Below are 12,696 nucleotides of genomic sequence, written 5' to 3' on the forward strand. Positions count from 1 at the left end.
CAAAAATAACACTGCGTTTACCATGCCGCAGAAGTAGTTGTTTATAATAGCTGTATTCCATTCAAGTTTTACATTTATCTAATCGGTATGGGAGGCAGCCATTGATGGCATCTATGAATTCTATAAATCTGACGATTCTGCATACGAGCGATATTCACGGCCACCTGTATCCGACCGATTACCGCGGCCCTAGCGACAAACCGCTTGGCCTTGCCAAGCTGTCGCGTCTGATTCAGAAAGAGAGAAGCCTGAGCACAAATATGCTCCTGATCGATAACGGGGACTTGCTCCAAGGAACGCCGCTGATGTATCACTATGCCAAGTTCAACCGCCAAGGTCTGCACCCTGCAGCCAGAGCGCTGAATGCGCTTGGATATGATGCAGCCGTGCTCGGGAATCACGAGTTCAATTACGGGCAGGACCTGCTTCGGCAGGCGATCAGCGATTCCGATTGCCCCTGGCTATCTGCTAACATCGTAAACAAGGCTGATGGCAAGCCTGCATTCGGCAAGCCATATCGGATCTTCGAGCTGCCGCAAGGCGTCCGCATCGCCCTGCTGGGGCTTACCACTCATTTCATTCCAAATTGGGAGGAACCAAATCACATCGAGGGCTTGTCCTTCATTGATGCGCTTGATGCTGCTCAGTACTGGGTAGACAAGATTCGTTATACTGAACAGCCGGATGCGGTGATTTTGAGCTATCACGGGGGCTTCGAACGCGATCCCTTAACTGGTGAAGCAACCGAGCCCTTAACCGGTGAAAATCAAGGCTATGCGATATGTGAAACGATCGAGGGTGTCGACATCCTGCTCACCGGCCACCAACACCGCCTGTTAAACGGGGAGATTAACGGAGTAGTCATTACGCAGCCTGGCAGTGCCGGACAAGCGATCGCAAAGGTAGAGCTGGAATTTCAGGCGACTCCGGAAGGGGGATGGCGACTATCGGGCAAATCCTCCTCTTTGCTTCTTGTAGATGAAGGGGATCAGGCCGATGAGGATTTTCTGTCTCTATTTGCTGAGGATGAACGGCAAACGCAGCATTGGCTCGATCAACCCATAGGCCGCACCGAGGGGGATCTCTCCATTCCCGATCCGTTTACAGCCCGTCAGGCAGATCATGCCTTTACGGAAATGATAAACCGGATTCAGATGGAGGTGACCGGGGCCGAGCTCTCCCTGGCTGCCATCTTTACCAATGAAGCCAGAGGCTTCGGGGAGGTAATTACCATGCGGGATGTGGTATCCAACTATATTTATCCTAATACGTTAAAAGTTGTCCGTATGCGAGGCAGCGACATCCGGGACATGCTGGAGCAGACGGCCCGATACTTTGAGGTGAATGAGACCGGTGATAGACTAGGCATTGCGCCCTCTTACCTGGAGCCAAAGCCGCAGCATTTCAATTATGATATGTGGGAAGGCATCGACTATACGCTCGACATCTCAAAGCCCGTCGGACACCGGGTGGTCAGACTGGAGCGCCACGGAGCGCCTCTTGAGCCGGAGGCAAGCTTCGATGTCGTCATGAACAGCTACCGGGCGGGCGGTGGCGGCAATTTCGACATGCTGAAAGAAGCACCTGTCGTTCGTGAAATTCCTACCGATATGACCGAGATACTCGCGGATTACATTTCCCGGGCGGGCGTGATCCAGGCGACTTGTAATCACAATTGGAAGGTTGTCTACTAAGCTCAGCAGGCATCCTCTTCCTGCAAAAGTTCACAATCAAAAAGGCGGCGCCAGAGACACATTCTCTGACACCGCCCTTTTTATCCTTTTACCAGCTTGGTCCGAAGCTTGTTGGACATCCACTCGATGATCAGAATCAGAATAACCAATCCGATCAGAATCGCCCCGACCTGATTCCACTTATACCCGTTCATGGCAAAGATCAGCGGCGCACCGATCCCCCCTGCGCCAACCAGGCCCAGGATGGATGCTTCGCGCATATTCATATCAAACCGGTAAATCGTTACCGAGAGGAACAACGACATCAATTGCGGCAAGATACCGTAGCGTACCTTTTCAAAGGTCGTGCAGCCAATCGAGGTCATGGATTCGAGCACCTTGGTATCCAGCTCCTCAATCGCGTCCACATACAGCTTGGACAGCATTCCAACCGACGTGATCCCTATCGTCATCACGCCCGAGAAGGGCCCCGGACCGGAGACGCGGATGAACATCAAGCCATACACGAGGGCCGGAATCGTCCGGATGAAGATCAGCAGCAGGCGGGTAAGCCAAGCCACCGGCTTGGGTACGATATTTGAAGCAGCCAGAAAGGCAAGCGGAACGGATAAGACCGCCCCTACAATCGTGCCCAAGAATGCAATTGCTACTGTCTCAACCAGCAAGTACAGCACACTCTGTTTTGAGACACTCAAGAGCAAGTTCAAGTCGGGATTCAGAATTCCGGTTATAATATTCTGAGCGATTTTTAGGCCGCTCTGATTAATATCCTTCAAGTTAACAGCAGCAAGCGACCAGGCAAACAGCGCAATAATAATCACCGTAAGCGTCAGCACATACCGCATATTACGCGGGTGAGCCTGAAGTTGCTTCTCGATCGTCGTCACTCACGAACCTCCTCTCTTTCATCAAATCAGCTTTTTGCGGAAATGCTCACTAGTCGTCTCGATCAGATAGACCGTGATTACCAGTGCCAAAATGATCATCCCCACATTCTGATAATCACGCCAGCCCAAATCCTCTTTAATCAACAGGCCAACTCCGCCCGCGCCCACGTAGCCCAGGATCGCCGCATAACGTACATTCCCCTCAAAGCAGAACAGCGAATTCGACAGATAGCTTGGCAGCACCTGTGGGAACAAGGCATAGCGGAATGCCTGAATTCTTGTCATCCCGATAGATTCCATCGCTTCAAATGGACCCATATCCACATTTTCAATCTGCTCATACAGCAGCTTGCCCACATAAGACAGCGTAAACAACAGAATCGCTACTACGCCTGCGGTTGGTCCCAAGCCAAAGATGAAGGTAGCAATCAAGGCTGTAACCAGGGTTGGCAAGGTACGCAGCAGGCTTAGAACAATCTTGAAGAAGGCGGTCACAAACCGGTTTGGAACAACATTAGAGGAAGCCAAAATCGCTATAGGCAGTGCAAGCAGCGCGCCGATCATCGATCCGATAAGCGACATCTGCAGCGTGTCTACAAGCGCTCCCCACAATTTAGGAAAGTACGCCCAATCCGGCGGGAACATCTCGCCGATCATCCCGAACAGCTTGCCTATTCGTGCAAACAGCACTTTCAAATCAAAATTCGTAAATTCCACGGACAGAGCAACTGCCACAATAACGAGCAATAGAATCAGCGGCGTGCGGGAGCGTTTCTCCAGAACGATTTTGCCGTTCGGAAGAGCAACCTTTTTTGGCGGAAATAGTTTGTCATACATAAGCAATCCCTGCCTCCGCTTGGACTGACATTTCCTCCTCAAAACGGCCGCCGTAAATTTCACCAAGCACTGCCGCAGTGACCCCGGAGGCCTCCCCGTCAAAGACAACCTCGCCCTGGCGAATGCCAATAATGCGGTCGGCATATTCCAGTGCTACCTCGACATGGTGAATATTCATAATGACCGAGATATTCATCTCCTGGTTAATCCGTTTGAAATCATCCATAACCATCCTGGACGTCACCGGATCAAGCGAAGCAATCGGCTCATCCGCCAGAATAATATCAGGATTCTGGGCAAGCGTCCGCGCGAGTGCCACCCGCTGCTGCTGACCGCCTGACAGCTGATCCACACGTATATAGGCCTTATCGAGAATACCTACTTTATCTAATGCCTCCAGTGCCTTGATCTTGTGATCCTTCGTGAAGATTCCGGTCAGCTTGCGCCATAGCGGCAGATCAGGGACAAAGGAAACCAGCACATTCTTGATCACGGAAGTTCTCGTCACCAGATTGAAGGATTGAAAAATCATGCCGATTCTCCGGCGGAACCGGCGAACCTGGCCGCCCTTCAGCTTCCCTACATCCACGCCATCCACATGGAGCCGGCCTCCGGTAATCTCATGCATTCGATTAATACAACGAATCAGTGTGGATTTCCCCGCTCCGGAGAGACCGATGATGGCGACGAATTCGCCCTGCTCGATGGACAGATTTATATTTTTCAAGGCTGTTGTTCCGTTTGCGTATTTCTTCTCCACCTGTTTGAATTCAATCATGGCATAAGCTCCGATCCTTTAGTCTGCGTAAAAACGTGAAAAAATGAGGGCATCACGTTGCCATGATGCACTCATTTCATCCCAAAGCTTCCCTTTGACTTTCTCGCCTTGATCCTGGATTACTGCTTTTGGCTCTTGATCAGCTCTTGAGCCTTGCGCTCGTTGTCGTAATCCGAGGATTTTGCTTCCTGGTAGCCTTCATGACTGTACACGGCGATCACTTCTTTTCCTTTGTCTGTCTGAGCAATGGCAATGAAGGCCTTTTGCAGGGCAGACTTGAATTGATCATCCATCAGCGAAGAGTTTTTGCTTACGCTGATCGTATCGTTATAGATTCCTTCCGTAACACCGATCACATTCGTCTCATCCCAGATCGAAGCGGAACGGCTGAACTCGGTTGTCCATTTTTCTTCATAATCTCTTCTTGCATCAGCAAAAGCCACAATGATATCCACTTGACCGGCCGCCAGACGGGCGAACGAGCTTCCGTAAGAGTCCGAAGTCACTACATGCTTCAGATCTGTGATGCTCTTGTCGTAGTTCTTTTGAAGCCACAGTGTCGGGTAAATGTAACCCGCGGAAGAAGAAGTGGACATAACTGCCCAGTTCGCGCTGTCCAGGTCTTCCCAAGTCAAGGATTCGCCTGCATTCACCTTTGCCGCCAGCTCTTTGCCCTTATCCGTTGGGCCCGCGATGGCAATTGAACGGTAGTAGGTTGCTTGTTTGTCTGTAGGTGCTGTCGGCTTATTGTCGTTCCAGTCCTTCGGATTGTCGGAGTCGTTGGACAGACCTGCACGGGTAGCAGTCAGAATCACATCCGCACCGTCATCGTACAGGGCGTATGTTCCGCCCGGGATGAACCCGATGTCCGTCGTCCCTGCTGTCAGCGCCTCACCAACCGCCTCATAAGTCGTACCTACATCGATCGTAACTGTTTCCACGTTATAGCCTTCAGTAGCCAGTTGCTCTTTCAACAAATCCTTCAATGGGTCTGTTGCCGTAATGATTTGGTCAGGGTCCTTGGATGGAACAAAGCTGACCTTAAGCTCCTTGATCTCTGTTGCAGAAGGCGTTGCTTCTTGCGCCGTATTCGTCTGAGGGGCAGGAGTCGTGTTATCCGCTGCCGCTCCGTTATTTGCCGTGTTTCCGTTAGCACCGCATCCTGCAAGAAGGCCAACCCCTAATGCAAATACTGCAGTTAACATCCATCTGTTTCTCACTATCAAATACCCCCACTTTTTATAATTCGGACTCGCCGAGTGTCTTGTCTCTCGTTTGCAAACCCAAATTCATCATACAAGCCCTTTGTTATGTAATGATTATCTGCCTGTAAAAATTTTGAAGCGTCCATTTACATAGCGTTGACCTTGCGAAAACAAAAGTGGTCGAGGGAGCTGGCGTGCTTGCAAGAGTGCGGCGGGCGCGGCAGTATAAAGCCTGCTAATGATTCTGCGTGCCGGGGGCAACGTGTGAAGTCTTCACATTTATACCTTTCTAAGCAGGCTCTTGACTCGGCGTTATAGTTGGCTTGACGCACTATTGCATTACTAACAGCAACTGCGTAACACTGCACCCCATCAAATACGGATCGCGCACATTTAGTGAAAAAAAGTTACTTAAATTTCGGGAAATTGGTGGAAATGCGTATATAGTGAAATTTTTTCGCTTAAAGTTGGCTAAAACGTGGGTTTGGCTAATTACTGGAGATTTAAGGTAAGTTTTTTCACTAGAGATGGATTTGAGCGCGGAATGAAGAGTTTTAGGTAAGTAATTTCACTGGAGCATGACCGAATGAGGTTGATCAAGAGGGAGAGTGAAGTTCGGAGCAAGACCGAATACCAAGCGGACGAACGAAGTCCGAGCAAGGCCGGGACATCGTGAGTGAGGCGGAGCGTAACTTCAGCCATTGACCTGGTACGTAAAGTGAATCGCGTAAGCTGCCTTACGTACGCTTAGCCCAAGTCTTGCGCATAATGCCTTGCCGCGGTTGGCAAGCTTATTGCAGCTTATGGTTTGGCCATGTGCAAACTGCATTTTGTAGTTAAACTGCAGAGCAAAGTAGTCAGGGCAAGAGTGTGAAATGAATCTGAAGAAGCGACAGCGTTCGCCTTTGTGAGCGGATTTCTACCTTGTCAGAACCTAGTCCAATCATAGAAATCCGCGAACGACAGCGATCGTAAGATCATTTCACACGGCTGCCATGCCTTTTAATGTCTGACAAAGTATTCATGCTTCCCGAACTGGGCGATCGCTTCGGCATCCGGCAGCCATACCCATGCATCCAGCTCCGATTGACAGCGGTGTGCCCGAAAGGCAGCCAGCTTGGCCTGGAATTGTCCCGAAACATCAATCTTCACAACATCGTTGCGCGTGTAGCCATAGCGCTCCGGTGCAGCCATCATATTTCCATACGAAATATAATAGAGGCCGCTCTGACAGCCTGATTGCTCATAGGCAATACGAGTAGCCCGGCCGATGGCGCAATGATCGGGATGTCCTCCCCATTGTTCGTGGAAGGTTAGCACAGCGTCCGGTTCGATCTCGCGGATGTATGTCTCAATTCGAGCGGTAAGCTCCGCTTCTTCAATGAATTCCACCGTCTTGTCACGGATATCTAGAAAATGAAGATGGGCAACGCCCAGATGACGGCAAGCCTCTCTCAGCTCTTCTTCCCGTGCGGCTGCAATCGTCTCGCGGTTCAGATAAGGCGGATTTCCCATGCGGCGTCCCATTTCTCCGCGCGTGGCGCTAATCAGCGTAATTTCGGCACCAGCTGCGGCGTACTTCGCCAAAGTGCCCCCGCAAATAAATGTCTCATCGTCGGGATGCGCGAATACTGCAAGCAGCTTGTTACCTGCCCCTAGCAAATCCTCTTTCATTCGGGAAATGCCTCCCTTCCCAAATGAAGTGCTACATCCATACGGCCATGATCATCGTAGCCAGCCAGTAACAGATGCCCTTCCGAGTCGACCTCATAATGGGTCAATCCTTCCATACGCAGCCAGCCCTGCTCATCAAAGCGAAACGCCACACGGTATGAGCCTCTTTCTCCCCCGGCGACGCGCGCTTCTCTCAAGTTCATCCTGAAGTTCCGGACAAATACATAAGATGTAGCTTCACTATGCACATATACCTTTTCCCCAACGAACTTCTGCAGTTCATTTTCTACCTGTTGCCGTTCAATTGAAATCATATCGTCATTCTACCTTCTTTGCTCAAAATCATCCGTCTCATTCTAGAGAGGTTCATGTCGTTCAACGATTCTATTATAACACCGAGACCTATGTACGATTACCCTTGTTTCCCTTGGTATTTGTAAGAATTCTATGAACATGCTGGTTGCGAATGGCTTGATCGGTGATATTGGACTTTAATAAACGATCATAAATTGCATCAATTTGTTCCGGAGAAAGGGATGGCTCTGAGTTCTCCAGCTTCAACCTTGTTAACTTTCTGGAAATATACTCACTTAACTCCACATCATAAACAACCAGCTCGTCAGAGTTAATTTGACGCAATTCAGGGTCTATACTAAATCGGCATCTCATCGTAAAAGAAATCAGGGATACAAATCTTACATTTTCTATTTCTTTTATAAGGCTTTCAATGGCTTTGATATGACCATAGTTTTGTTTTAGAGGATTGTACATTTTGAATCGATTACTTACACTCCATTGTTGGTCCGTTCGCTTCCCTTTGATTTCTCCATTATAATTTTTCGTTTCAATAACAAATAGACAATAAGGCGAAATAACAACGTGATCAATTTGGGAAAAGCCGGTACGAGACTTATTATTAGGAATGAGCAGATCGCTAAGTGATTTACATTCCCGAGGAAGCTGATCCAGTTGAATATTAATCTTATGTTCGCCAAGCTCCCCGATTCTGGTAGATTCTACCCGTGGTTTGCTTTTAGGTGCTTTGGAGACCGTTTTAGCTTTGGAGGGGGTTGAACTGCTTTTCTTAAATAGAGATAGTATAGATTTGATCATATAGAAACCTCACTCTAATTAGTTTTACATTTTATAACCTCATTCGATACAAAGGGCAAGAATTCCTCTCTTCAAAAAAAAGCCCCCCAGTCTGCCGAAACGGCTATTCCGGAAGGGCTTCTTCTATTTATAAGGATACGGCTTCTTCTATTCCACGCTCTTCAGCGCTTCCACCATGTTAATCCGGTTGAGGGTGCGATTAGTCATGCGGTTGACTATAATCGCGAAGCAGAAGGTAATCGCCGCTGAGAACAGATAGCTAATCGGCTTGACATGTACGGCAAAGTACATTGACGGCATGTTGAGTGCCGTGGTCAAGAATCCGCTCAGAATTCTTCCTACCGGTAATCCGACAAGAATACCGATGAGCGTTAGGATCAATGATTCCTTGTTCACGTATGAATGTACCTCTTTATCATAAAATCCAAGCACCTTGATGGTGGCAAGCTCCCGTGCCCGCTCGGAGATGTTTGTGTTCGAGAGTGTGAACAGCACGACAAACGCCAACCCGCCTGCCATCGCGGTAATCAGCAGCACCACGGCATTAATCAGATCAAATCCGAATTCGTCGATCAGAGCCGCTTTGCTTACAGAGGAGAGAACAGCATCATTCTCCAGCAGCTCATCCGCATAAGCGGCTTGATCCGCACGCGGAATGTCTGTAAAGTGAGCCATCACGGCATTCGGAGCGTAAGAACCGAACAGCTTTTCGTACAGCGATTGCGTCATGTAGACGTTATTTCCCAAATAATTCTGAACTACATCCAAGACCACAACCTCACGCTGCACCAGATTCATATCCTGCAAATAAAGAGCGTCTCCCGATGACAGCCCAAGGATCCGGGCCGCGCTGCGGGTAATCAGAATCCCCTCATCATCCGGATCGATCTGCTTGCCGTCCAGATTTTCAATATGAATATAATCCCTAAGGGCACTACGCTCGGGAAGAACCATTAACTGCACTTTTTCGCCCTGTTCGTTCTTATTGATTGCCTTGACACTCTCGATCCGGAGGTTCACCGTATCCTTGACCCGGCTATCCGCAGCCATCTCCTCGACAATCGCATCATTCGCATCGTCTTCGAATACGGCCATCAAATCATAACGGTTGATCTGCTCATACTGCTTCGGCGCCAAATCGGCGATCGAATCCTTAATGGCAAAACCGCAAAGAATCAGGGCGGTACAGCCCATAATCCCGCCAATCGTCATAAACAGACGTTTCTTGTAGCGGAACAAATTCCGGACCGTTACCTTGTTCAAAAATTTAAACCGATTCCAGACGGCCGGAATTCGTTCCAGAAAGACGCGTGAGCCTGCCCGCGGCGCCTTGGGACGCATGAGCGTTGCAGGCATTTTAACCAGCTCGCTGCGGCAAGCCAGCACGGTAGCACCAACAATTCCGACGATGAACAGCAGTACGCCTCCAATGCCGTAGAGCAGATCGAACCGCAGCTCATAGTAGGGCAGGGTATACAGGTCCCGCAAGATAACAGCTACAAACTTCGGCATAAACACAAATCCAAACAGATCGCCCAGGACACCACCCAAAAGGCAGGCTAACAGCGCAAAAAGAATATACTTGCGGTAGATCGCCGCATTTCCAAAGCCCATGGCTTTATACGTACCGATCAGTCCGCGTTCCTCCTCCACCATTCGAGTCATTGTCGTGAGACTCATAAGAACGGCAACCAGCAGGAAGATAACGGGAAATACCCTTCCGACCGCTTCAATAGAGGAGAGGTCACTGCTAAAACTGGAATAGCTGTCAATCGACGTGCGGTCCTGAACATACCACTGGGTCATATCCAGGTTATCCAGTTCCTTGTAAGCGTCAGCCAGCTTCTGCTCGGCCTCTTCCTTTTTGTCAGCATATTCCTGCTCTTGTTCCTTCAGCTCCGCTTCGCCCTCGGCAAGCTCTTCTTTGCCTTCTGCGATTTCCTGGCGGGCATCGGAAATTTTATCCTTCGCCTCCGCCTCCTCGGCAATCAGCTTGGCCTCCCCTTCGGCGAGCTCGACCTTTCCTTCGGCAAGCTCGGCCTCTCCGGCTTTAAGCTCGGCCTTTTTCGACTCGATCGTCTGGCGGGCTGCCTCAATCTCTTTCTCCCCGGCCTTCAGTTCTGCCTCCGCTGCTGCTAGCTGTTGTTCACCGAGTTCCCGCTGCTCCGCAAAGGCACTCTTCTGCTGATCAAGTGCTTGCTGACCGCCGATGATCTTGCCCATGCCGAGTGCGGCCTGAACAGCAGCATCACCTTGTGCAGGCAGGGCAGCAGCGAGTGCGGTGCTCTCTTCCCCGGTGCCGGTTGCAATCGCCTGATCATCCGCACCGTTCGCAGCCAAAGCAGCAGCCGCATTCACCAATGCGCTCCATTGCTCCTCCGGCCAATAGTCGGCAAGGGCTGCCTTCAGCGAAGCAACCTGGGGCTCAAGCTGAGCGCGCCCTGCATCCAATTGCTCCTGCGCCTGCTTCAACTGTTGCTCAGCCGCAGCAAGCTTCGCTTCCGCTTGTTCACGCTCCTTGGCCAGCTGCTCTCTGCCTTCCTTCAGCTTCCGGGCATTGGCATTCAGCTCGCTTTCTCCCTTGGCAAGCTGAGCCTCCCCTTCAGCCAATTGCTTCTCCGCTTCGGCCAGCTTCTTCTTCGAGCTATTAATGGTGGCACGAGCATCGGCAATTTGCTGTGCTGCGTTCTTCTCTTCACGGACAAGCTTGTCCTCGCCCTCGGTCAATTCCTTTCTGGCAGATGAGATTTCGTCCCATGCATCAGCAAACTTCTGATCTGCCTCCGTGAACTTCTCGTCCATGGTGGTTTCGGCATCTGCTATTTTTGAGCGCGCTTCTTCCTGTACCGATTCATATCGCGCCTGCTCACGCTGTGACTTGATTCGGCCTTCAATCTGGCCGATAGCGGCCTGCACAGCTTGATCGTATTCTTCGCTGTAAGTGTCCATTTTCTTTGTTCCCGCCAACACCAGATACGCAGCCGTATAAACCTTATGGTCCACATCATCGGCAGTTACAAAAAAGATAAAGTCCGTAGAAGTATTGGCCCGAAAAATATTACCCGCTCCGCTTCCCTGTATATCCATCGGGTCCAGGACAACACCTGTAATCGTAAAGCTTGATCTTACCAGACTGGAAGCTTCCTCCTCCTCCAGATCCGTCTCCACGTCGAGCTCCAAGTCTTGCTCCAGCGTACCGACTTCGTCTGACGATGCATCCTTTTGATCCGCCGCTGCCGGAGACTCGGTCTTCTTATCTTCGCCTTCCTCCGTATCTTCCATCAGTATCAAGGTATCCCCGATCGACTTGCCGCTTTCCTCCAAATACTTCTTGGTCACGGCAATTTCACCGGCTTGGCCCGGTAAGGCTCCCTCTAGCAAGTGAGGCGCATTTAATCCCTTCGGACTAAGCATCTTGACCTCCGTGCTCTTGCGAATACCCTCGACATCGGTGTAAATCGTCTCACTATATCCGCCTTCTGCCTGCTCGATTCCGTCAATTTGAGCCAGTGCATCCAGATCTCCATCCGTTAATCCAAGGGTGGACATCACCCGAATATCGAATAACTGCTGCTTGTCATAAAATTTATCCGCCGAATAATACATATCGAGACAAGCGGCGTATAAGCCGGTCAGCATGGCCACGCCGAGCGCCGTAATGAACGTAATGGATAAGAATCGCTTCCAGCCCTTCTTGATCGAACGCAGGATGTCTTTTTGATAGGCCTTGTTCATCGCTTACCACTCAATCTGCGCAATCGGTACAGGCTGCTCATTGTGAACAGTCTTGACCACCTTGCCGCTCTTAAAATGGATAACCTTATCTGCCATCGGCGCGATTGCAGAATTATGCGTAATCAGGAGCACCGTAATCTTCTCCCGGCGGCACGTATCCTGAAGGAGCTGCAGGATCTGCTTGCCTGTATTGTAATCCAAGGCTCCGGTAGGCTCATCGCATAGCAGGAGCTTGGGATTTTTAGCTAAGGCCCGGGCAATCGATACCCGTTGCTGCTCCCCTCCGGACAATTGAGCCGGGAAGTTGTTCTTGCGGTCGGCAAGACCTACCTTATCCAGCGTGTCCGAAGCACTCAGGGAGTTCTCGCAAATCTGGGCCGCCAGCTCAACATTTTCCAATGCCGTCAAGTTCGGAACCAGATTGTAAAACTGGAATACAAAGCCGATATCCGTACGGCGATAGCCTACCAGCTGTTTCTGGTTATACTTCGAAATGACTTCGCCATCCACAATCACATCGCCGGTCGACGCCGTATCCATGCCTCCCAGGATATTCAGTGCCGTCGTTTTACCGGCCCCGGAAGCCCCCAATATGACGGCAAGCTCGCCTTTTTCAATCGAGAAGTTCGCATCATCCAATGCCCGAATTGCCACGCCCTCTGAGGCGTATTCCTTGATGACCTTGTTGAATTCGATATATGCCACTTGATTCTCTCCTTTTGCAAAGGGTGATTCAACACGCAACCCATTGACTTTTATCTGTTAATATAATA

At 50.2% G+C, this 12,696-nt stretch carries 10 protein-coding genes; 1 reads left to right on the plus strand and 9 read right to left on the minus strand.

What is annotated here, in order from left to right; genetic code table 11:
- Positions 1-104 precede the first annotated feature (104 nt).
- On the plus strand, positions 105-1,694 hold the full coding sequence (locus KI362_RS14245) for a bifunctional metallophosphatase/5'-nucleotidase (RefSeq protein ID WP_301627948.1): 1,590 nt from the start codon (positions 105-107) through the stop codon (positions 1,692-1,694).
- Positions 1,695-1,774: 80 nt separating this feature from the next.
- Here the strand turns inward: KI362_RS14245 and phnE (KI362_RS14250) are convergent, their stop codons facing one another.
- The 9 genes from phnE (KI362_RS14250) to KI362_RS14290 form a co-directional block, all read right to left on the minus strand.
- Positions 1,775-2,581, minus strand: a complete 807-nt coding sequence (phnE, locus tag KI362_RS14250) for a phosphonate ABC transporter, permease protein PhnE (RefSeq protein WP_212938857.1) — start codon at positions 2,579-2,581, stop codon at positions 1,775-1,777.
- Between the two features lie 21 nt (positions 2,582-2,602).
- The gene (gene phnE / locus KI362_RS14255; RefSeq protein WP_212938858.1) at positions 2,603-3,418 is read right to left on the minus strand and encodes a phosphonate ABC transporter, permease protein PhnE; all 816 of its coding nucleotides are present in this window, start codon (positions 3,416-3,418) and stop codon (positions 2,603-2,605) included.
- The gene (phnC, locus tag KI362_RS14260; RefSeq protein ID WP_301627951.1) at positions 3,411-4,196 is read right to left on the minus strand and encodes a phosphonate ABC transporter ATP-binding protein; all 786 of its coding nucleotides are present in this window, start codon (positions 4,194-4,196) and stop codon (positions 3,411-3,413) included. Before phnC ends, phnE (KI362_RS14255) begins: the two co-directional genes overlap by 8 nt.
- Before the next feature lie 119 nt (positions 4,197-4,315).
- Positions 4,316-5,416, minus strand: coding sequence for a phosphate/phosphite/phosphonate ABC transporter substrate-binding protein (locus tag KI362_RS14265; protein ID WP_374705669.1), 1,101 nt, complete (start codon positions 5,414-5,416; stop codon positions 4,316-4,318).
- Positions 5,417-6,403: 987 nt separating this feature from the next.
- Positions 6,404-7,075, minus strand: a complete 672-nt coding sequence (locus tag KI362_RS14270) for a PIG-L deacetylase family protein (RefSeq protein WP_301627953.1) — start codon at positions 7,073-7,075, stop codon at positions 6,404-6,406.
- Positions 7,072-7,389, minus strand: coding sequence for a DUF1806 family protein (locus KI362_RS14275; protein ID WP_044477263.1), 318 nt, complete (start codon positions 7,387-7,389; stop codon positions 7,072-7,074). Before KI362_RS14275 ends, KI362_RS14270 begins: the two co-directional genes overlap by 4 nt.
- Positions 7,390-7,477: 88 nt before the next feature.
- On the minus strand, positions 7,478-8,188 hold the full coding sequence (locus KI362_RS14280) for a nuclease-related domain-containing protein (protein WP_301627956.1): 711 nt from the start codon (positions 8,186-8,188) through the stop codon (positions 7,478-7,480).
- 147 nt (positions 8,189-8,335) lie between these two features.
- Complete coding sequence (locus tag KI362_RS14285) at positions 8,336-11,923, minus strand: FtsX-like permease family protein (protein ID WP_301627958.1); 3,588 nt, start codon at positions 11,921-11,923, stop codon at positions 8,336-8,338.
- 3 nt (positions 11,924-11,926) lie between these two features.
- A complete protein-coding gene (locus KI362_RS14290) occupies positions 11,927-12,628 on the minus strand; it encodes an ABC transporter ATP-binding protein (protein WP_216477511.1) in 702 nt (233 codons plus the stop codon).
- Positions 12,629-12,696 lie beyond the last annotated feature (68 nt).

This window comes from Paenibacillus apis (genome assembly GCF_018333295.1).
GTDB lineage: Bacteria > Bacillota > Bacilli > Paenibacillales > Paenibacillaceae > Fontibacillus > Fontibacillus antibioticophila.

Bases quoted from the DNA above. Each gene is read 5' to 3' on its own strand.
- KI362_RS14280 (WP_301627956.1), bottom strand. From the start codon at position 8,188: ATGATCAAATCTATACTATCTCTATTTAAGAAAAGCAGTTCAACCCCC.
- KI362_RS14275 (WP_044477263.1), bottom strand. From the start codon at position 7,389: ATGATTTCAATTGAACGGCAACAGGTAGAAAATGAACTGCAGAAGTTC.
- KI362_RS14245 (WP_301627948.1), top strand. From the start codon at position 105: ATGGCATCTATGAATTCTATAAATCTGACGATTCTGCATACGAGCGAT.
- phnE (WP_212938858.1), bottom strand. From the start codon at position 3,418: ATGTATGACAAACTATTTCCGCCAAAAAAGGTTGCTCTTCCGAACGGC.
- KI362_RS14270 (WP_301627953.1), bottom strand. From the start codon at position 7,075: ATGAAAGAGGATTTGCTAGGGGCAGGTAACAAGCTGCTTGCAGTATTC.
- phnC (WP_301627951.1), bottom strand. From the start codon at position 4,196: ATGATTGAATTCAAACAGGTGGAGAAGAAATACGCAAACGGAACAACA.
- KI362_RS14285 (WP_301627958.1), bottom strand. From the start codon at position 11,923: ATGAACAAGGCCTATCAAAAAGACATCCTGCGTTCGATCAAGAAGGGC.